The sequence below is a fragment of the Rhodococcus cercidiphylli genome (assembly GCF_033042225.1).
In the GTDB taxonomy this organism is placed as follows: Bacteria; Actinomycetota; Actinomycetes; order Mycobacteriales; family Mycobacteriaceae; genus Rhodococcoides.
Map to the genome: position 1 here is coordinate 92,134 of NZ_JAWLKE010000012.1, position 19,295 is coordinate 111,428.

A 19,295-nucleotide genomic window follows, 5' to 3' on the forward strand; every position below is an offset into this window, starting at 1 on the left:
CTGACATGACTGCCGTACTGCCCTCTCCCGAGGTCGACGTTCTCATCATCGGTGCCGGCCTGTCCGGGATCGGGGCCGCGCGCCACCTCGGGCACGATCTGCCCGGTAAGACCTACGCCATCCTCGAAAGTCGCGGCGCGATCGGGGGAACGTGGGATCTGTTCCGCTACCCCGGGATTCGTTCCGACTCCGACATGTACACCCTCGGATACAGCTTCAAGCCGTGGATGGGTGAGAAATCCATCGCCGACGGCACCGACATCCGCAACTACATCGTCGAAACCGCGCAGGAAGCGGGCGTCGACAAACATATTCGGTTCCATCACAAGGTCGTCGCGCTCGAGTGGTCGTCCGAACAGCAGTTCTGGACGGTGACCGCGCACCGTAGCGACACGGACGAGACGGTGACAATCACGGCGTCGTTCGTGTTCTCCTGCAGCGGTTACTACAACTACGACAAGGGGTTCACCCCCGAGTTCGCCGGACAGGAGAATTTTGGCGGCCAGGTGATCCACCCGCAGCACTGGCCCGAGGATCTGGACTACTCCGGCAAGAAGATCGTCGTGATCGGTAGCGGTGCAACGGCAATCACGTTGGCTCCCAACCTGGCTCGCGACGCCGAGCACGTCACGCTGCTGCAGCGCTCGCCCAGCTACGTCCTCTCGCTTCCGTCACAGGACCCGATTGCGCAGACGCTACGCAAGCGCCTGCCGAAGAAGTTGGCGTACAGCGTCACTCGGCTCAAGAACGTGTCGATGGCCATGTTGATCTACACGCTGAGCCAGAAGTACCCGGAGTTCATGAAGAAGCGGATCCGGACGATGCAGGAGGGGTGGTTGCCGAAGGGATACGACCTCGACACCCACTTCACCCCGTCCTACAACCCGTGGGATCAGCGCCTGTGCCTGGTGCCCGACAACGATCTGTTCCGTTCGATTCGCAAGGACGAAGTCTCGATCGTCACCGATCACATCGACACCTTCACCGAGACCGGCCTGAAGCTGAAGTCGGGCCAGCACCTCGACGCCGATATCGTCGTCACCGCAACGGGATTGAACCTCTCCGCTCTCGGCGGTGCGCAGTTCCGGGTCGACGGCGAGGACGTCGACCTGCCCAGCACGATGGCCTACAAGGGCATGATGCTCACCGGTATCCCCAACTTCGCCTTCGTCGTCGGTTACACCAACGCCTCGTGGACGCTCAAGGCCGACATGGTCTCGAACTACGTGATGCGACTGCTCGCGCACATGGACGAGAAGGGCTACAGCACAGTCGAGCTCGAACGCGACCCGTCGATCGACGAGGAACCGTTCCTCGACTTCGCGGCGGGATACGTGCTGCGGGCGGTGGACAACTTCCCGAGACAGGGCAGCGAGACCCCGTGGAAGCTGCGCATGAACTACTTCCGCGACCTGCCGGTGCTGCGCTACGGCAAGGTGGTGGACAAGGCCATGAAGTTCCGTCGTCCCCGGTCGAAGGTCTCCGTCGGATCCTGACGGGAATTGTTCGGGGTCGGGCGTGCGTTGGTTCCGAGTATGAAAATTGGAATCATCGGAAGCGGATTCATCGGCGGTACTCTCGTCCGTCGCCTGACGGCACTCGGTCACGAGGTTCGGTTCTCGAACTCTCGTGACCCGGAGACCCTGGCAGACCTGGCGGCGGACACCGGGGCGACGGCAGTGTGGGCCGCCGACGCGGCTCAGGACGCAGACCTGGTGATTCTGAGCATTCCGCAGAAGAACGTGCCGGATCTGGCACCGGGAATTGCCGGTGCCCGTAAGCCCGGGGCGCCGATCATCGAGACCAACAACTACTACCCGCAGCAGCGGGATGGGTTGATCGAGGAGATCGAGGGTGGGACACCCGAAAGTGTGTGGGTGTCTCAGCAACTCGGCGAGCCGGTGATCAAGGCGTTCAACGGAATCTACTGGAAGCACCTGTTGGAAAAGGGGGTGCCCAGCGGGGCCAGCGGTCGTATCGCACTGCCGATCGCAGGCGACGACGAGGATTCCAAGAAGCTCGTGTTCTCGGTGATCGACGAGCTCGGATTCGACCCCGTCGACGGCGGCACCCTCGCCCAGTCGTGGCGTCAGCAGCCGGGAACGCCCTCGTACGGCAAGGACTTCGGAGTCGACGCGCTCGTCGAGGCGCTGGGGCAGGCAACGAACGAACGCAGTGCGGAGTGGAAGGCCTGAGCTCGATTCCTCTTGCTACCTGACGCGACAGCTACCTGACGCGGCAGCTACTTGACGCGGCCCTCGCGGAGCGTGCGCTCCGCGAGGTCGCGTAGCGGCCCGGTCAGGTTCGAATCGCCGACGCGGCACGAGTGCTCACCCACCGACACGTTCCAGACGAACGTGTCGCGGGCATTCGAGTCGGCCGAGTCGGTGGCCTGCTGATCGGCGATGTACGGCTGCGCGGCCTCGACCAACGACTGCCATTCCGGCTCGTCGGTCTCGACGACTCCGCGCTTGGACATGCCGGCGACACCGCCGGTTCGCAATACCTCGATGCGCAGGCTCATCTGCCCTCGATCACACCCGATCGTCGCTCGGCTTCGGTATGGACTCGTTCCCCGTTGTCCGAACTCCCACGGTAGACCAACCGGTCGCCACAGCCTCGGCAACGTCGGAACCGGCTCCGTACCGCTCGTTCGCTGCAGCGAGTGTGGCGGCCGCGAAGCCGGCGAAATCGACCGTAGGAGACAGTCCGCCGACCGTCATCGTGTCGAACCACACCTGCCCGACGCGATCCCAGGCCGGACCGCCCAGAGTGGTGGCGGCGACGGCGAATGCACGGTTGGGGATACCCGAATTGATGTGCACACCGCCCTCGTCCTCGGTGGTGACGACGAAGTCGTCCATGCTGGCCGGCTGCGGATCCTTACCCAGCACGTCGTCGTCGTACGCGGTGCCGGGCTCGAGCAGAGAACGCAACGCTTTCCCCTGAACGGCCGGAAGGAACAGGCCTTCGCCGATCAGCCACGACGCGTCCTCGGCGTTCTGCCCGGCGGTGTACTGCTCGACCAGTGCGCCGAACACGTCGGAGATCGACTCGTTCAGCGCGCCGGCCTGGTCCTTGTATTCGAGTGGGGTGGTGTACTGCGTGAACCCGTGCGCGAGTTCGTGTGCGATGACGCCGAGCGAGACGGTGAATCGAGCGAACACCTCACCGTCACCGTCGCCGAAGACCATGCGCGAGCCGTCCCAGAACGCGTTGTCGTAGTCCTGCCCGTAGTGCACCGTCGCGTCGAGGGGCAGGCCGCTGCCGTCGAGACTCGAGTAGCCGTAGACCTCGTCGAAGAACGCATAGGTAGCGCCGAGACCGTCGTACGCCTCGTCTGTCGCGGCGTCTCCGGTTGCTTCCTCGCCCTCGGCGCGCACCTGCTGGCCGGGGAGATCCCTGGTGGACTTCGCGTCGGAGATCGTGCGTTCGAGCGTGCCGCCGGTGCGCGGGGCGATGGCGGTGCGCGCCTGCACCACCTCGCGTCCGGCACGCATTTCACGATCGGCGAGCAGGGTGGCGCGAGCGCCCGCACCCTGGAGCCTTTCGAGCAGGAACGGTGGAACAACCCCGTGGAAATGCTGGCTGCGCGATGATCCGGAATCGAGAACTGACGTCATACTCGGTGACCCCCTAGGTCCGTGGCATGTGCGGTGATGGTTTCAGTGTGCCCGAGGGCACCGACACAGTCGGTCTCGTCGGTGAGATCACGCGCCCATCGTGGACAGGTCGACGCCATCCACCTCGCTCGGCGGACGAAGCGCAGTGACGGTCGCCCAGTGTCGGGCCAGCAGGGAGGCGTCGGAATCGTCGTCCTCGGCTCGGATCTCGTCGAAGCGAACGGTGACGAAATCCTCCCCGCGATCGCCTATTTCGGCCTGTACCGCGCCGTAGCGGGCGAGCGATGCCGGCACGATCCCCGCCAGATCCGCCAGCGGAACGTCCGGGATGTTCACGTTGACGACGGCGTCGGACGGTCCGTGCGACACCATCCACGTCACCGCGAGGTGTGCGACGTGCTCGGCGGTGTCCCAGTGAGCAGGCTCGGTGGCGATCGACGACAGGGCCATGGCCGGAACTCCATGGGTCAGCGCAGTCAATGCGGCCCCGACGGTGCCCGAATGCAGAACGGCTGCACCGGTATTGGGGCCGTGGTTGATGCCCGAGAGCACCAGGTCCGGCACGTCGCCGAAGGCTCCTCGGGTGGCGACGAACGCGATCAGAGCAGGCGACGCCTGCACCGCGTACGCCGGGACATCGGGCAGACCGTCGATCTCCACCGCTGCGACGCCCAGATGATCGTCGACGCCCATACCGGTCAACGATGCGCTGGCCCCGCTGCGCTCCTCGTGGGGCGCGGCCACGACGACGTCGAGACCGGCAGCGACAGCCACGCGCGCGAGCAGGGCGATGCCCGCGCTGTGCACGCCGTCGTCGTTGGTGATCAGGGCTCTCATTTCTTGCCTGCCTTCTTGTACGGACGAACCTCCACCGATTCGGTCAGGCCGAGAACCAGGTCGCGTCGCCCGCTGCCGAGGCCGCGTCGGGTGACGTTGGCCGTGCCCGCGCCGCCGCCGAGACGCAACGCCTCCGGGACCGACAATCCCTGAGCGAGCCCTGCGGCAATGCCGGCACTCATCGAATCGCCTGCTCCGTGGTGATCGACCATGCGTAGACCCGGCGTGACAATTTCGAGCACGTCGCCGTCCACCAATGCCAGGGCTGGATCTCCGGCCCGCGAGATCACGACGATCTCCGCGCCGTCGTCGTGCATCTTCCGCATCGAGTCGATGAGGTGCGCCGGGTCCTCGGACTCGGCCCGGCCGTCGGCGATGAGGTCCTCGTGGCTGACCTTGAGCACCGTGAGGCCGCCGGCGAGCGCAGCGATCATGGTCGGCCCGGACAGGTCGGCCACCACCGTCTTGCCCAGGGCGGTGAGGTCCGCGCACAACCTCTCGTACACCTCGGGTGGAACGATGTCGTCTTCGTGCGGTCCGCCGAGGATGGCGACGTCGCTGCGGGCACCGGCTGCGAGTGCCGCGCTGAACAGGTCGTCGAGCGCATGCCTGGCCAGGGGCGGCGGGTCGACCGTGGCAAGGATTTCACGCTCACCGCTACGGCGATCGTGCACGTACGAGCCGCTCTCCTGGCCGATGTCGACCGAGACGACGGAGATGCCTTCCCGCTCGACGATGTCGCGCAGAATGCCCCCGATCTCGCCGCCGAACACCCCCGTCAGTGTGACGTCGAGGCCGAGCACCGTGGCCATCCGGGCGATCCAGTGGCCCTGACCACCCGCGTGCACGTGCAGTTCGGTGTTGCCGTTGGGAGCTTTGTCGAGGGTCACCGTCAACAGCGGAGACGGAGCGAAGACGAGGGCACTGAGGGATTCAGAGGAGGGAGGCATCGACTGCGAATGCCCGATATGTCAGGACCGAAACGGCTGGTGCTCGGCGATAGCCTCAGAAGCGACGACGCAGACGCATTCCGATCGGCCGGCCGTCGGGGTCCACGAACAGGCGATAGGCGAATGCGGCGAGTCGCTGTTGCCACACCGGTGGCACGGAAATCTCGTGTCGACGAAGCCTGCCGGCAGGGCGCGGGCCCGAGGACGGGTTGTGGTGCCACTCGTCGAGCGCGGTCGCACTCGCCGAGATGGCGTCGAAGAATGCCTGCGGATCCACCAGATCGGCGTCGTCGCCGTCGGCGCGGCCGAGGTGTTCGCGAATCAGTTCCAGGCGCAGGTTGCGGGCATGGGTTCGGGCACCGTCGCCCAACCCGGCGGGGTCGAGAGGTTCGCGGTCGTCGCGTTCTTCGTCGACGATCGCCGCTGTCAGCTCCGAATCGTGAGTCCAGGACCGACGATTGAAGTTGTCCGAGCCCACCGCGGTCCACACGTCGTCGATGATGCAGACCTTCGAGTGCACGTATACCGGTATGCCGCGGTCGTTTTCGATGTCGAGAACCAACACGCGATCACCACCGGCGGCGCGGATGACCTCCAAGGCAGCCGAGTGTCCCAGCAGCGCAGAGGGAATGGTGAGTGCACTGTCGTCGTCGAGGTGCTTGGGAACCACCACCACCAAGCGCAGGTTCGGCTTACGGCGCAGTGCCGCGGCGAAGACGCGTGCGACATCCACCGACCACAGGTACTGGTCTTCGATGTAGATCAGCTCGGTTGCCCGGTTGAGCGCCTTGGCGTACGCCCGTGCCGCGCTGCGCTCGCCCTTGGTGGCGAACGGGTAGGCGGGGCGTCGACGCGGGTAGGTGCGCAACAACTGCACCGAGCACGTGCCCTGCGGTTCCGGCGGCGCAGCCGCAGGCGGCAGTTCCGACGGCTCCCGAGTCACTCCGCGCAGCATGTCGGGGATGGCGTGCCAGGGTAGGCGGGACAGGGCTGCGGGATCCTCCCAGCGCTCGCGGAAGACGTCCTCGACGTCCCGCACCGCGGGTCCCTCCAACTGAACCTGCACGTCGTGCCAGGCCGGGATCTCGCCGTACTCGGGAGGGAAGGGTCGGGAGACCGGATCGCCGAAATGATCGGCGTCGTCGCGTCGAGCACGGGCCAGGTCGATGCCGCCCACGAACGCGACGTCGGGCAGATCTTTCCTCCCGTACCGCACGACCACGAACTTCTGGTGGTGGCTTCCGGTCACCAGCACGCGCTGGTCGAGGATCACCTCGCCGCCTGCCTCTTCGAGCTTCATGGCGAGCTTGCGATTCTTCGGGCCGGTGAATCCGAGCGTCTCCATGTGCGAGCGCCACACCATGCCCTTCACGACGCCACCGCGGTGCGCGACGCCCGTGAGCGCGTCCTCGACGGTCACGCCGTCGTCGGTGAGCAGCTGTTCCGGATCTCCGCGCCAATCGGTGAACAGCACCAGGTCGTCGCGCTCGGTGCGGTCGAGGGCTCGGGCCAGCGCCGCGAAATAGGTCTTGCCGTGCACCAGGTTCTCGACGCGGTTGCCCTCGGTCCAGGCGGTGATCCGGGTGTCGTCGTTGCCGCGCTCGACGGCAGTGAGGAACCACGGGTGCGCCGGATCGAAGTGTCGCTCCGGTGCGATGAGGGCGGAGGTGGATCTGCCGAGGCTCTCGGCGACACCGTCGACGACGCGCCGGATGCGCTGCACTATCACGGTGGCATCATTTCATCCGGTTTGAAGCGCGGGGAGGGCGGGCACCCGAGCGATATGACTCAGGTACCCAACGTCACGCTCAGAAACGGCAAGCAGATCCCGCAGCTCGGCTTCGGCGTGTTCCAGATCGATCCCGAGAAGACAGCGCAGGCCGTCGAGACGGCACTCGAGATCGGCTACCGCCACATCGACACCGCCGAGATGTACGGCAACGAGAAGCAGGTCGGCGAAGGTATTCGGAACTCGGGTATCGACCGCGACTCGGTGTTCGTCACCAGCAAACTCAACAACGGCTTCCACAAGCCCGACGACGCGCGCAAGGCGTTCGACAAGACGCTCAGTGACCTCGGCACCGACCACGTGGATCTCTTCCTCATCCACTGGCCGCTGCCCACCCGCTACGACGGCGACTTCGTCTCCACCTGGAAGACGCTGGAGGAGTTCGCCGCAGACGGCCGCGCACGCAGCATCGGCGTCTCCAACTTTCAGCCCGCCCACCTCGATCGCCTGGCGGAGGAGACCGAGACGGTCCCCGCGGTGAACCAGATCGAGGTGCACCCGTACTTCGTCAACAACGACGTCTGGGCCTACGGCCGCGAGCATGCGATCCCCACCGAGGCGTGGTCTCCGATCGCCCAGGGCAATGTTCTCGACGACGCGGAATTGAAGCGAATCGCCGACGCGGCAGGCAAATCCGTCGCACAGGTGGTGCTCCGCTGGCACATCCAGCGCGGAAACATCATCTTCCCGAAGTCGGTCACGCCGGAGCGGGTGAAGGCCAACTTCGACATCTTCGACTTCGAGCTCAGCTCGGCCGATGTGGACGCCATCACGGCTCTGGACAAGGGTGAGCAGGGTCGTACCGGACCGAATCCGGACACCTTCGACATGATCCCCGACTGATCACGTAACCCTGTGGGCTCGAACATCTTCGGATGTTCGAGCCCACAGTCGTTCGATCAGTGCATCAGGGCCGGTCAGTGCTTCAGGGCCGATCCTGTTGCCGCGGTGACCTGCTCGGTGGTCACGCCCGGTGCGAGTTCCACCAGTTCGAGGGTGCCGTCGCCGACGACGTCGATGACGGCGAGGTTGGTGATGATGCGATTCACGACGCCTTGGCCGGTCAGTGGAAGGGTGCAGGCGTCGAGGATTTTCGGGTTACCGTCGCGGTCGGTGTGTTCCATGACGACGATGACGCGCCGGGCACCGTGCACGAGGTCCATCGCGCCGCCCATGCCTTTGACCATCTTGCCGGGCACCATCCAGTTGGCGAGGTCGCCGGTGCGCGAGACCTGCATGCCGCCGAGTACGGCGGTGTCGATGTGGCCGCCGCGGATCATGCCGAAGCTCAGTGACGAATCGAAGTACGCGGCACCGGGATTGACGGTGACGGTCTCCTTGCCGGCGTTGATGAGGTTGGCGTCGACTTCGTCCTCGGTGGGGTAGGGCCCGGTGCCGAGGATGCCGTTCTCCGAGTGCAGGGTGACCTTGACCGCGTCGGTCAGGTATCCCGGGATCAGGGTCGGTAGTCCGATGCCGAGGTTGACGTATTCGCCGTCGACCATCTCCGCTGCGGCGCGTTCGGCAATCTGATCGCGGGTCCATCCTGTGTTCATGCTCGAACTCCTGAACTGACGGTGCGCTTTTCGATGCGCCTGTCCTGTGGGCCGGTGTGTACGACGCGTTGGACGAACACGCCGGGCAGATGTACGTGGGCCGGGTCGATTTCGCCCGGCTCCACGAGGTTCTCGACCTGGGCGATGGTGATCTTTCCTGCCATCGCGGCGAGGGGGTTGAAGTTCATCGCAGTTTTGTCGAACACGAGATTGCCTGCGGTGTCGCCGATTTCGGCGTGCACGAGTGCGAAGTCGGCGTTGATCGACTCTTCGAGTACGTACCGTTTGTCGCCGAACACTCGGGTCTCTTTGGGTGGGGAGGCGATCGAGATGGAGCCGTCGGGGTCGTAGCGCCAGGGCATTCCGCCGTCGGCGATGGGGCTGCCGACTCCTGCGGGGGTGAAGAATGCGGGAATTCCGGTGCCTCCGGCGCGGAGTCGCTCGGCGAGTGTTCCCTGCGGGGTCAGTTCCACTTCGAGTTCGCCGGCGAGGTACTGCCGGGCGAACTCTTTGTTCTCGCCGACGTAGGAGGCGGTGACGCGGCGGATTCGTCCGGCGGCCAGCAGGATTCCGAGTCCGTAGCCGTCGACGCCGCAGTTGTTGGAGAATACTTCGAGCTCGGTGGCGTCGGTGTTGGCGATGGCCTCGATGAGTGCGTCGGGGATGCCGCACAGTCCGAAGCCACCGACCGCGAGGGTCGCTCCTCGGCCGATGTCCGCAACCGCGTCGGCGGCGGACGCGTAGGTCTTTCCAGTCACTTGCAGCTCCTGATGTGTTCGTTGAGCAAACGTTGTAGTCAGTCAACCTGAGCTGTGTATTTCGGTGAGGCGAATGCTGGTATCTGCTCGTTCGGTGAACGGATGTGGACTAGGCGTCCGGTGAGTGGACGTACGATGGCCGGGTGACGACACCGGATGCCAACGCAAGTGTGATCGACAAGATCTGTTCGTTGCTGCGCGCAGCGGGGAGCGAGGAGCCGTCGGGTGCCTCGACCACCGCGCTCGCGCGGGCGACCGGTATCGCGCGACCGACCGCACATCGCCTACTGGCGTCGCTGGCCGACCAAGGATTCGTCGACCGCGACGCGACCGGCAACTGGTCACTGGGCCCGGAGATCTATCTGCTCGGATCGATGGCGGCATTGCGGTACGACATCACCGACCAGGCTCGAAAGATAGTGCAGGCGTTGGCCACCGAGAGTGGAGAGAGCGCGTTCCTCTCGGCCCGGCGCGGGGCGGAGACCGTGTGCCTGCTTCGGGTGGAAGGGAGCTTTCCGTTGCGCTCGCACGTGTTGTACGAGGGCATTCGGCTACCGCTCGGGGTGGCGTCCGCCGGTTTGGCCATTCTTGCGCACCTGCCCGATCGGGAGGTCGACGAGTACCTCGGCGACGTCGACCTGGTGCCGGAGTGGGGCGAGACTCATTCCGCCACAGCGATTCGGCACCGCGTAGGCCACACTCGGACAACAGGTTTCGCCGTCAATCCAGGGTTGCTCGTGGAAGGCAGCTGGGGTCTCGGTGCTGCTGTGTTCGACCGCGCCGGAGGTCCTGCGTGGGCACTGAGCCTGACGGGCGTCGAGACGCGATTCCGTGACGACCGACGCCGGGAATTGGGCAAGATGCTGCTCGACGCGGCACACCGGCTCACCGTGCAACTGGGGGAGCGGCCCGCTTAGCTATCTAGTTCCTCCAGAATGTCCGCGGCGTCTTGGCTACCTGCGTCGGCCAATCTTTGCAGCTCGGCGCGGTCGCCAACTTCACCGGCGAGCTCGACGAGGATGTCGACGGCATCGCTGCTGCCTGCATCGGCGAGAGAGCGGAGTTCGTCGAGGTCGTTGCGCTCGCCTGCGAGTTCGACCAACTGGTCGATGGCATCTTGATCGCCGCCGGCCGCACGCCGGCGTAATTCGATCGGTTCCGACTTTGAACCGGGCTCGCTCATGGAGTGCAGTGTAGAACGATTCCGAGGGTAACGGCAGGTCAGCCGGTGCTTTTTCGGCTCGAGCATTCTTGTCGGTGGGTCGGGTTATTGTTCTTCTTGTTCGAACAGGCGTTCTTGTTTCGGCTCACCGGGGGGTGAAAAATGGGTGCAATCCCGACCGTGTCACTGGAGGCGTTGACCGCTGCCGCGCGTGAGGAGAATCGGCAGGCCGCCCGCAAGATCACCGCCTGCTATCGCGTGCACTGCGACTGGATCACCCGCGACACCAAGCACAAGCACTACAGCCGATACGGACGCACGGAAATGTCAGTGGCGTTGGGCTGCTCGGCGACCGTCGCCGAAGCGTATGTCTCGGTCGGCGTTGCCCTGCATACCAGGATGCCGCTGCTGAGGGCAGCGTTCGAGACCGGTGAGATCGACCTTCCCCGCGTGCGGACGGTATGCCGGATCCTCGACAACCTCTCCGACGACATCGTCACCCGCGTCGAAGCCGACGTGGTCGAGGCGGCGCGGAGGTCGTCCCCGGGCCCGCTCGAACAGGCGATCTGGGACATCCTGCTGCGCGTCGCACCCGAGGAAGCGGCCGCGTTGCGGGAGTTCGCGAAGAAGTTCCGGACCGTCACCTACAGTCCCGCCGGAGAACTCGCCCGCATCCGAGCCGAGCTGACCGCCCCCGAAGCCGCCGCCGCATGGCAACTCCTCGAAGAGATGGCCGACACCCTCTGCCCGAAAGACCCGCGCGGGAAGAAAGAACGCCTGTGCGATGCATTCATGGCCCGCATGCACGGCGAACCCCGACTGGCATGCCTGTGCCAACGCACCGACTGCCCCAAAACCGATGCAGCGCTGCCGGATCGACGGGTGCCGCTCACGATGATCACCGTCGACATCGCCACCCTCATCGGATTGTTGGCCAACCCCGCCTACCTCGCCGGGCACGGTTCCATCGACCCCGACCTCGCACGAGAACTCGCACGCAACAGTCACTGGCAGATCCTGCTCACCGAAGCAGTCACCCTCGCCGAGAAACTCGGACTCGCAGTGCAGAACCCGGACACCGGGGAATGGGAACGACGCTCGGACAGTGAAACGACCGAGCCTGCAACCCAAAGCAGCGCCACTACGGCAGCGGGCGAGAGCCTGGCAACGCGGCCGACGGACGCCGCTACAGACATGGCGGCTGGATCGACTCCGGCTGCAGCTACCGACCCAGGTGCCGCCGACCCTGTCCGCAAGCGTGCAGCAACCAGTGCCCCGGCACCAGCTACCGACCCGCCAACACATCCGACCTCGGCAACCGGCCCCGAGAGACCTCCATCGGACCCGGCATCGTCGTCGCAGTCACCTGCCGACCCGATATCGCCGGCACCTGATCTTGCACCGAAACGATCCGAATCAGGTTTTCCCACAACACCATCCGACTCCACAACATCCGGGGCGACGTCAGCCCAAGGCCCGGAACCGGGAACAGGCTCGACTGCCGCTGCCACTGCCGCCGGCGACAATCCACGCCAGCGTCGCCTGGGATCGTTGACGTCCGCTGCAGCCCTGTTCTGCACCCACACCCCCGTCGGCCGGGGCACACGGCACAGCTCTGCCCTCGATCTGGACGACATCAGACATCCCGCCCGCAACATGAGAGCACTCGACCTACGCTCGGCAATCCGGATGGACAACCCGACGATCCCCACTGCAGGCCACACACCCGCAAACCGCGAGTCCTCAGGCATCTACCTCGGCAGCGCATCGCTGGCCGCAGCACTCGAAGCCGCCATCGCCGCAGACCCCACTCTCGGCGAATCCGTCCCACGCGACCCGCTCACCGACCGCGCCCTGATCTACCGACCCGACGCCCTCACCACCGCAGCCGTCCGACTCCGCGACAAACACTGCCGCTTCCCCGGCTGCCACCGACCCGCCGCACGCTGCCAACTCGACCACATCACCCCCTTCGATCACGCCAACCCTCGCAGCGGTGGCTGGACCACCGTCAACAACCTCCAATGCCTCTGCGACTACCACCACTCGGTCAAAACCGCCGGCTACTGGACAGCAGTCATGCTCCCCGGTGGAGCGATCCTCTGGACATCGACATCGAAAACCACCCGAATCACCCTGCCCACCAACGCAACATCCGTACCCATCCTCGGCAACGACCTCAGACCACACATCCCCACCACACCGAAACGATCCGGCCACATCGCCTACCCCAACCCACCCGACAATCAACCGCCCGAGACAGACGAAACGGCAGCACCGCCGTTCTAGGCGATGCTGCCGTGGATTCCAGTGCCCGATCCGTCAGACCAAGTGCTGGATGTGGTCGCGGGTGAATTCGATGCGCTCGTCGACGCGTCCGTCTCCGACCTTGTTCACCCAATCCGGGTCGGACAGCAGCGCACGTCCGACGGCAACGAGATCGAATTCGTTGTCCTCGAACTGGCCGACCAGTGCATCGAGTCCGGTGACACCGGATGCGGCGTCCTCCGACCACGCCGAGGTGAACACGGAGTCGAGGCCGACGGATCCGACAGTGATCGTCGGGACGCCGGTGAGCTTGCGGGTCCACCCGGCCAAGCCCAGCTTGCCGTCGTTGCCCTCCAGCTCCGGGAACGCCGGATCCCAGTGGCGGCGGGTCGAAGCGTGCAGGATGTCCACTCCGGCGTCGACCAGGGGAGTCAGGACGCGTCCGAGTTCCTCCGGATTCTGGGCGATCCGCGCGTCGAAGTGATTGCTCTTCCACTGTGAGAACCGGTAGACGATGGCGAAGTCCTCGCCCACCGCAGCCCGGATCGCCGCAACGACCTGCGCGGGGAAGCGAGTCCGAGCTTCGAGGGAACCACCGAACTCGTCGTCGCGCACATTGGTTGTGGCCCAGAGGAATTCGTCGAGCAGGTATCCATGCGCGCCGTGCAGCTCGAGACCGTCGAATCCGGTGTTCTTCGCGTTGACCGCGGCCTGCACCCATTGCGAGGTGAGTTCGTCGAGGTCGGCGTCGGTGAAGGCCCGACCCACCGAAGAACCGTCGAGTGCAATTCCGGACGGGCTGACGGTGGTGACGTCCGGGAAGAGGCGGGGTTCGGTGCCACGTTCTACGCCGAGGTGCCACAGCTGCGGAATGATCGCGCTGCCCTCGGCGTGGACGGCGTCGACGACGCCCTTCCAGCCCTCGAGGCTGGCATCACCGTAGAACCGCGGGACGCGGGTGTGCGGGCCGGCTGCGGGATCGGGAATGTAGGTGCCCTCGGTGATGATGAGGCCGGTGCCGCCGGCCGCGCGCTTGCGGTAGTACTCGGCGACATCCGGGCCGGGAATGCCGTCGGGAGAAAAGGCGCGCGTCATCGGGGCCATGGCGAAGCGATTGCGCAGCTTCAGCGACTTGACCTCGAACGGCTCGAAGAGCCCGGCGGTGGACAGATGCTGAGTTGTGGATGCAGTTTCGGTCACGCCTGCGCACAACCGGCATGTAACCCGAGCTATTCCCGGCGTAGGGCTGTTAGCGTCGGAGCCTTATGAGCCCTTCGCCGCTGATTTCTGCCGCCGAACTGCACGACCTCTTCGAGATGGGACGGGCTCCGGTCGTCCTCGACGTTCGTTGGGCGCTCCAGACCGGCAGCGACAGAGCAGGTTACGGGTCCGGCCACATCCCGAACGCGCAGTTCGTGGACCTCGATGCAGAGCTTGCCGGGGTCCCGGGTTCAGGCGGCCGCCACCCATTGCCCGACGAGGAGACCTTCGTCGCAGCGATGCGAAGCGCCGGGGTGAGCGACGATTCCTCCGTGGTGGTCTACGACGCAGGACCCGCAACTGCCGCGGCGCGCGCATGGTGGCTGTTGCGTTACTACGGCCATGCAGACGTGCGAGTCCTCGACGGCGGTCTGGCTCAGTGGGTGGCCGAAGGGTTTGCCACCGGCACCGAGCCGTCGATCGTCGCAGCCGGATCTTTCAGCGCCCGGCCGTCCCTGGCACGAGTCCTCGACGTCGGCGATGTACTCGAGTTCGCCCAGAGCAACGTCCTGCTCGACGCCCGAGCACCCGAGCGATTCCGCGGCGAGGTGGAGCCGGTGGATCCGGTGGCCGGTCACATCCCCGGCGCAATCAATCGACCGACCACAGACAACGTCGATTCGGACGGCAAGTTTCTGGACCCCGGGGTACTCAATGGCACATTCGGTGGACTTGTGCTCGAGGGAAAGGCCGTCGCCGTGTACTGCGGTTCCGGCGTGACCGCCGCCCATCAGATTCTGGCGCTCGAGTTGGCGGGCTTCGATGCTGCGTTGTATCCGGGATCGTGGTCGGGGTGGATCACTGATCCGACGCGTCCTCGGGCCTAGATTCCGCGCTCTGACCAGCATCTTCACGCAACCAGGGTTGAACTTGAATCCGACTTCAACTATACCTGGGGCATGAAGGTAGAAGGCAAAGTTGCCGTCGTCACCGGCGGTGGTGGCGGAATCGGCGGGGCCATCGCCGCTCGACTCTCCGAGCACGGCGCACGCGTCGTCGTCTCCGATCTCGACGAGACCACGGCCCGATCCGTGGCCGACGCCATCGAACGCGACCGGCCGGGGACGGCCGTCGCCGCCGCGGCGGACGCGTCGAACACCGAGGACATTCAACGGCTGATCGCACTGGCCGAGGACTCGTTCGGACCTGTCGATCTCTACTTCGCCAACGCAGGCATCAGCGGCGCACCCGGACTCGACGCCACCGACAAGGAGTGGGATCTCTCGTTCGATGTCAACGTCCGCGCGCACATTCGCGCCGCACAGCTGTTGGTGCCGGGTTGGCTCGAGCGCGGTGAGGGCTATTTCGTCAGCACCGCCTCGGCGGCCGGCTTGCTCACCCAGATCGGCTCGGCGACATACGCGACGACCAAGCACGCCGCGGTCGGATTCGCCGAGTGGATGAACGTCACCTACGGCAACCGCGGTATTCGCGTCAGCTGCCTGTGTCCGATGGGTGTCAACACCAAACTGCTCTACGAGGGACGCGAATCCGGAGATGCGTTGGGAGCGGCCGCAACTGCCGCGGTTCTCAGTGCCGGTGCCGTACTCGAACCGCTCGATGTCGCCGACGTGGTGCTCGACGCAATGGACCGCGAGCAGTTCCTGATCCTGCCGCACGAGAACGTGCTGGACATGTACCGCAACAAGGGTGCCGACTACGACCGGTGGTTGCGCGGCATGCGTCGCTACCAGGACAGCTTGCTCGACAACAACCGATAGGGGCCCACCGTGGCATTTTTCGAGACCTCCGACCGTGCGAAGAAGTACGAGTCGGATCTGTTGGAGTTCATGGACTCTCACATCTACCCGGCCGAGGCAGTGTACGAGCAGCAGATGCTCGAATCCGGTGACCCGCACTTCCAGCCGCCGATCATCGAGGATCTGAAGAAGGAAGCGCGCTCGCGCGGACTGTGGAATCTGTTCCACCCGCATCCCGAGTGGGGTCCCGGTCTGACCAACCTCGAATACGCACCGCTGGCCGAAATTATGGGCCGCAGCCTGCTCGCGCCCGAGGCATGCAACTGCAACGCACCGGACACCGGCAACATGGAGGTGTTCACGCTCTTCGGCACCGACGAGCACAAGGAGAAGTACCTGAAGCCGTTGCTGGACGGCACCATTCGCTCTGCCTTTGCGATGACCGAACCCGATGTCGCCAGCTCCGACGCCACCAACATCGCCATGAAGATGGATCGCGACGGCGACGACTTCATCCTCAACGGGCGCAAGTGGTGGACGTCCAATGCGATGCACAAGAACTGCAAGGTTCTCATCGTCATGGGCAAGACCGATCCCGAGGCGGCCACGCACCGCCAGCAGTCGATGTTGGTGGTGCCCATCGACGCACCCGGAGTCACCGTCCTGCGCAATCTGCCGGTGTTCGGCTACATCGACCGCGAAGGTCACGCCGAGGTGCTCTTCGAGGATGTACGGGTACCGGCGAAGGACGTGCTGAAGGGGCCGGGGGAGGGCTTCGCAATCAGCCAGGCTCGCTTGGGACCCGGCCGCATCCACCACGCGATGCGCACCATCGGCGTGGCCGAGCGTGCACTCGAATTGCTGTGTCGCCGTGCGGTATCGCGAGTGACGTTCGGCAAGCCGGTGGCGATGCGCTCGAACATTCAGGACTGGATCGCCGAGGCGCGCATCGAGATCGAGAAGACCAGGTTGCTCACGTTCAAAGCGGCGTACCTGATGGACACCGTCGGGAACAAGGAAGCGCGCACGGAGATCGCAGCGATCAAGGTTGCGGCACCGGAGATGGCGCTGAAGATCATCGACCGGGCGATCCAGGTCCACGGCGGAGGCGGAGTGTCCAACGACTTCCCGCTGGCCATGATGTACGCACACATTCGCACCCTGCGGCTCGCGGACGGTCCCGACGAGGTGCACAAGATGTCGATTGCGAAGATGGAGCTGAAGAAGTACCTCTGAACGTTCGTCTACCGACCCGGCTGCCAGGCCGGGTCGCGGCCGATGAAGGCCATCAGCTTGTCCTGTGAGGAAGCATCGTCGGCAACGGGGGCGGCGGGGCCGTACTGCCCGCTGTCCCGTAGCACCTGCTCAATCGGTCGCATGGCCTCGAGCGCTGCAGCGCAGCGTTTCTGGCCCAGATCAGGCTCTCGGCCGAGGGCTTTCGCCAGGTCCCAGGAGTGCATCCAGACGTCGGCGGTGTAGAACATGTCGATCGCCTCGTCCACCGGCATGTCTCCGGTGTGCGGGTTGCTCAGTACCCGGCCGGCGGGGTCGTCGAGAATTGCTTGGATATCGGCGACGTGCTGGGTCCAGGCTGCGGCCGGGTCGGCTCCGACGTCCAGCGCCGGTAGTTCGATACCGGCTCCGCCGGCGAGAAAGCCGCGGGACCACTCGACCAGGTGCCGCACCACATCGATTGCAGCCCAACCCGATACCGGGCTCGGCCGAGACCAGTCCTCCGGTGATGCGGACTCCACCAATGAAGTGAACATGGCCGCGTCCTGCAGGTGTTGCTGGGCCGGGCCGGTGCTCTGCGCGAGCAGTTCGTCGAGCTTCTCGTAGCCCTCCTTTACACCGACGTCCATGCCGCTCGACAGCATGCCGTCGCGCGTCGCGAAGTCCGACATCACGCTCAATACCCTCAGACGTGTACCGCCGTCGCCACGGCTGTCGAAGGTGAGCGTTTCGAGCGCGACCGAGTCGGGTGCACCCTTCCAGGTGAAGGTCCACACGATCCGCTCGCTCGCACGCACCTCGTGGAAGCTGCCGAAGAAGGCAGCGATCTCTTCGCCGTCCCGGTCGTTGGCGAAGGCCCAAGCGCCTCCGGTGTGTCCCTCCCACTTCAGGATTCGGGTCGTCAACGATCGCGGCCCCACCCACTGCCGATACAGCTCGGGGTCAATGTGAGCGCGAAAAACCTGCTCCGGCGTCGCGTCGAACTCTCGGACGATCTCGATCGTGGGGACTTTCTCGTCCGCAACGATTTCGGTGTCGTGTGCAGTCATGACACTTCTTTCGACTCGTTGGTCTCGTCGTCTGCGATGCTGTCCAGCAGGGCGTCGAGGCGTCGATACCGTTGTTCTGCTTCCTGGCGATAACGCTCGATCCATTTCGTCAACAGGCCGAACACCTCGGCATCGAGGTGCACCGGGCGACGCTGGGCATCCCTGCTGCGCGTGACCAATCCGGCCTCCTCTAGCACCTTCACGTGCTTCGAGACCGCTTGCAGGCTCATCTCGTACGGTTCGGCGAGCTCGCTGACATTCGCATCCGCCCCGGCGAGTCGAGCGACGATGTCACGTCGAGTGGGATCGGCCAATGCCGCGAACGTCCTGTTGAGCTGCTCTGTTCGATCGTCCATGGGGTTCCTCGCTGTGCGTTGTTTCCGAGGGTAAGCCGCCCGCTCGACGTAGTCAACCACTTGGTTGACTAAGTTGATCGCCTACCCTCGAACCATGAGCGTCGGTGATGACCTGGTGCAGGATGTGCTCTCCCGGGCCCCGGGACACCCGCTACGGGTGGCGATCGACGGGGTGACGGCTTCGGGCAAAACCACCTGCGCGCGATGGCTGGTCGATGCTGTTGCGGCACAGGGGCGTCCGTCCGTGCACGTGACGATGGACGGCTTTCATCATCGGCGCGCCCATCGGTATCGGCAGGGTCGGGCGTCGGCTCTCGGCTACTACCGGGACGCGTACGACTTCGACGCGTTTGCGGCACACGTGCTGATCCCGTTGGGGCCGAACGGAAGCGGGGCCATTCGGCGTCGGGTCATCGATCTGGCGACGGATGAGCCGGTGGACGATCCGCTCGAGCCGGTGCCGGCCGACGCGATCGTCGTGGTGGACGGAACGTTCCTGCACCGGCCGCCGCTGCCCGAGTACTGGGACTACACAGTCTTCGTCGATACCCCCATGGACGTCGCACGGGCTCGCGGTATAGCCAGGGATGCGGAGGCGCTCGGTGGCACGGAGGCGGCAGGTCGGGCCTTCGACCAGCGCTATCACGCAGCATGCCAGATCTATCTGGACGAGGTGGATCCGCGCGCTCGGGCAACGCGAGTGTTGCCGATCGACTGGAGATGACCACCATCGTTCGTGCATTCCGGTGCTCGC

20 protein-coding genes are annotated in these 19,295 nt (G+C 65.2%); 9 read left to right on the top strand and 11 right to left on the bottom strand.

Annotation, left to right across the window (positions count from 1 at the left end; all coding sequences use genetic code 11):
- Positions 1-5: 5 nt before the first annotated feature.
- Positions 6-1,496 (top strand): flavin-containing monooxygenase, encoded by a 1,491-nt coding sequence (locus tag R3P95_RS24365; protein ID WP_317549743.1) that lies wholly within the window; start codon positions 6-8, stop codon positions 1,494-1,496.
- A gap of 39 nt (positions 1,497-1,535) precedes the next feature.
- Positions 1,536-2,195 carry an NADPH-dependent F420 reductase gene (locus tag R3P95_RS24370; protein ID WP_317549744.1) on the top strand — a complete coding sequence of 220 codons (660 nt, stop codon included), beginning with the start codon at positions 1,536-1,538 and terminating at the stop codon, positions 2,193-2,195.
- Positions 2,196-2,242: 47 nt separating this feature from the next.
- Here R3P95_RS24370 and R3P95_RS24375 read toward each other — a convergent pair whose 3' ends face one another.
- From R3P95_RS24375 to R3P95_RS24395, 5 genes are all read right to left on the bottom strand, one after another.
- Positions 2,243-2,524 carry a protealysin inhibitor emfourin gene (locus R3P95_RS24375; protein ID WP_082899002.1) on the bottom strand — a complete coding sequence of 94 codons (282 nt, stop codon included), beginning with the start codon at positions 2,522-2,524 and terminating at the stop codon, positions 2,243-2,245.
- A 10-nt stretch (positions 2,525-2,534) separates the two neighbouring features.
- Positions 2,535-3,623, bottom strand: a complete 1,089-nt coding sequence (locus R3P95_RS24380) for a M4 family metallopeptidase (RefSeq protein WP_317549745.1) — start codon at positions 3,621-3,623, stop codon at positions 2,535-2,537.
- 87 nt (positions 3,624-3,710) lie between these two features.
- Positions 3,711-4,460, bottom strand: a complete 750-nt coding sequence (surE, locus tag R3P95_RS24385; protein ID WP_317533177.1) for a 5'/3'-nucleotidase SurE — start codon at positions 4,458-4,460, stop codon at positions 3,711-3,713.
- Entirely contained in the window at positions 4,457-5,410 is a 954-nt protein-coding gene (locus R3P95_RS24390; RefSeq protein WP_094687668.1) for a 1-phosphofructokinase family hexose kinase, read from the bottom strand. The genes surE and R3P95_RS24390 overlap by 4 nt, the downstream gene beginning before the upstream one ends.
- A gap of 55 nt (positions 5,411-5,465) precedes the next feature.
- On the bottom strand, positions 5,466-7,139 hold the full coding sequence (locus tag R3P95_RS24395; protein WP_317549746.1) for a phospholipase D family protein: 1,674 nt from the start codon (positions 7,137-7,139) through the stop codon (positions 5,466-5,468).
- Positions 7,140-7,193: 54 nt separating this feature from the next.
- Here R3P95_RS24395 and R3P95_RS24400 point away from each other — a divergent pair, with 54 nt between their 5' ends.
- Entirely contained in the window at positions 7,194-8,042 is an 849-nt protein-coding gene (locus R3P95_RS24400) for an aldo/keto reductase (RefSeq protein WP_068054275.1), read from the top strand.
- Positions 8,043-8,116: 74 nt separating this feature from the next.
- Here the strand turns inward: R3P95_RS24400 and R3P95_RS24405 are convergent, their stop codons facing one another.
- Together R3P95_RS24405 and R3P95_RS24410 are read right to left on the bottom strand one after the other, a co-directional pair.
- Complete coding sequence (locus R3P95_RS24405; RefSeq protein WP_317549747.1) at positions 8,117-8,755, bottom strand: 3-oxoacid CoA-transferase subunit B; 639 nt, start codon at positions 8,753-8,755, stop codon at positions 8,117-8,119.
- Positions 8,752-9,513 (bottom strand): CoA transferase subunit A, encoded by a 762-nt coding sequence (locus tag R3P95_RS24410; protein ID WP_317549748.1) that lies wholly within the window; start codon positions 9,511-9,513, stop codon positions 8,752-8,754. Before R3P95_RS24410 ends, R3P95_RS24405 begins: the two co-directional genes overlap by 4 nt.
- A 143-nt stretch (positions 9,514-9,656) precedes the next feature.
- Here R3P95_RS24410 and R3P95_RS24415 point away from each other — a divergent pair, with 143 nt between their 5' ends.
- Positions 9,657-10,430: an IclR family transcriptional regulator gene (locus R3P95_RS24415; protein ID WP_317549749.1), complete on the top strand. Its 774-nt coding sequence runs from the start codon at positions 9,657-9,659 to the stop codon at positions 10,428-10,430.
- On the opposite strand, the gene R3P95_RS24420 is transcribed toward R3P95_RS24415, so the two are convergent.
- Positions 10,427-10,696 (bottom strand): hypothetical protein, encoded by a 270-nt coding sequence (locus R3P95_RS24420; protein WP_317549750.1) that lies wholly within the window; start codon positions 10,694-10,696, stop codon positions 10,427-10,429. The genes R3P95_RS24415 and R3P95_RS24420 overlap by 4 nt on opposite strands.
- A gap of 141 nt (positions 10,697-10,837) precedes the next feature.
- On the opposite strand from R3P95_RS24420, the gene R3P95_RS24425 reads away from it, so the two are divergent.
- Entirely contained in the window at positions 10,838-12,964 is a 2,127-nt protein-coding gene (locus tag R3P95_RS24425; RefSeq protein ID WP_317549751.1) for an HNH endonuclease signature motif containing protein, read from the top strand.
- Between the two features lie 33 nt (positions 12,965-12,997).
- On the opposite strand, the gene R3P95_RS24430 is transcribed toward R3P95_RS24425, so the two are convergent.
- Positions 12,998-14,143 carry an NADH:flavin oxidoreductase gene (locus R3P95_RS24430; protein ID WP_317549752.1) on the bottom strand — a complete coding sequence of 382 codons (1,146 nt, stop codon included), beginning with the start codon at positions 14,141-14,143 and terminating at the stop codon, positions 12,998-13,000.
- Positions 14,144-14,208: 65 nt separating this feature from the next.
- On the opposite strand from R3P95_RS24430, the gene R3P95_RS24435 reads away from it, so the two are divergent.
- The 3 genes from R3P95_RS24435 (at position 14,209) to R3P95_RS24445 (ending at position 17,139) form a co-directional block, all read left to right on the top strand.
- Positions 14,209-15,030, top strand: a complete 822-nt coding sequence (locus R3P95_RS24435; protein ID WP_317549753.1) for a sulfurtransferase — start codon at positions 14,209-14,211, stop codon at positions 15,028-15,030.
- Between the two features lie 72 nt (positions 15,031-15,102).
- Positions 15,103-15,924, top strand: coding sequence for an SDR family oxidoreductase (locus R3P95_RS24440; RefSeq protein ID WP_317549754.1), 822 nt, complete (start codon positions 15,103-15,105; stop codon positions 15,922-15,924).
- A 69-nt stretch (positions 15,925-15,993) separates the two neighbouring features.
- A complete protein-coding gene (locus tag R3P95_RS24445; RefSeq protein WP_371828273.1) occupies positions 15,994-17,139 on the top strand; it encodes an acyl-CoA dehydrogenase family protein in 1,146 nt (381 codons plus the stop codon).
- Between the two features lie 8 nt (positions 17,140-17,147).
- Here R3P95_RS24445 and R3P95_RS24450 read toward each other — a convergent pair whose 3' ends face one another.
- Complete coding sequence (locus tag R3P95_RS24450; protein ID WP_317549755.1) at positions 17,148-18,185, bottom strand: TIGR03086 family metal-binding protein; 1,038 nt, start codon at positions 18,183-18,185, stop codon at positions 17,148-17,150.
- Complete coding sequence (locus tag R3P95_RS24455; RefSeq protein ID WP_149406423.1) at positions 18,182-18,541, bottom strand: ArsR/SmtB family transcription factor; 360 nt, start codon at positions 18,539-18,541, stop codon at positions 18,182-18,184. The genes R3P95_RS24450 and R3P95_RS24455 overlap by 4 nt, the downstream gene beginning before the upstream one ends.
- 94 nt (positions 18,542-18,635) lie before the next feature.
- On the opposite strand from R3P95_RS24455, the gene R3P95_RS24460 reads away from it, so the two are divergent.
- Positions 18,636-19,265, top strand: coding sequence for a nucleoside/nucleotide kinase family protein (locus R3P95_RS24460; protein WP_149406424.1), 630 nt, complete (start codon positions 18,636-18,638; stop codon positions 19,263-19,265).
- The last annotated feature ends 30 nt before the right edge of the window (positions 19,266-19,295 follow it).

Coding starts and splice junctions, on each gene's coding strand:
- R3P95_RS24365 (WP_317549743.1), top strand. CDS start 6: ATGACTGCCGTACTGCCCTCTCCCGAGGTCGACGTTCTCATCATCGGT.
- R3P95_RS24370 (WP_317549744.1), top strand. CDS start 1,536: ATGAAAATTGGAATCATCGGAAGCGGATTCATCGGCGGTACTCTCGTC.
- R3P95_RS24375 (WP_082899002.1), bottom strand. CDS start 2,524: ATGAGCCTGCGCATCGAGGTATTGCGAACCGGCGGTGTCGCCGGCATG.
- R3P95_RS24380 (WP_317549745.1), bottom strand. CDS start 3,623: ATGACGTCAGTTCTCGATTCCGGATCATCGCGCAGCCAGCATTTCCAC.
- surE (WP_317533177.1), bottom strand. CDS start 4,460: ATGAGAGCCCTGATCACCAACGACGACGGCGTGCACAGCGCGGGCATC.
- R3P95_RS24390 (WP_094687668.1), bottom strand. CDS start 5,410: ATGCCTCCCTCCTCTGAATCCCTCAGTGCCCTCGTCTTCGCTCCGTCT.
- R3P95_RS24400 (WP_068054275.1), top strand. CDS start 7,194: ATGACTCAGGTACCCAACGTCACGCTCAGAAACGGCAAGCAGATCCCG.
- R3P95_RS24405 (WP_317549747.1), bottom strand. CDS start 8,755: ATGAACACAGGATGGACCCGCGATCAGATTGCCGAACGCGCCGCAGCG.
- R3P95_RS24420 (WP_317549750.1), bottom strand. CDS start 10,696: ATGAGCGAGCCCGGTTCAAAGTCGGAACCGATCGAATTACGCCGGCGT.
- R3P95_RS24425 (WP_317549751.1), top strand. CDS start 10,838: ATGGGTGCAATCCCGACCGTGTCACTGGAGGCGTTGACCGCTGCCGCG.
- R3P95_RS24435 (WP_317549753.1), top strand. CDS start 14,209: ATGAGCCCTTCGCCGCTGATTTCTGCCGCCGAACTGCACGACCTCTTC.
- R3P95_RS24440 (WP_317549754.1), top strand. CDS start 15,103: ATGAAGGTAGAAGGCAAAGTTGCCGTCGTCACCGGCGGTGGTGGCGGA.
- R3P95_RS24445 (WP_371828273.1), top strand. CDS start 15,994: ATGGACTCTCACATCTACCCGGCCGAGGCAGTGTACGAGCAGCAGATG.
- R3P95_RS24450 (WP_317549755.1), bottom strand. CDS start 18,185: ATGACTGCACACGACACCGAAATCGTTGCGGACGAGAAAGTCCCCACG.
- R3P95_RS24455 (WP_149406423.1), bottom strand. CDS start 18,541: ATGGACGATCGAACAGAGCAGCTCAACAGGACGTTCGCGGCATTGGCC.
- R3P95_RS24460 (WP_149406424.1), top strand. CDS start 18,636: ATGAGCGTCGGTGATGACCTGGTGCAGGATGTGCTCTCCCGGGCCCCG.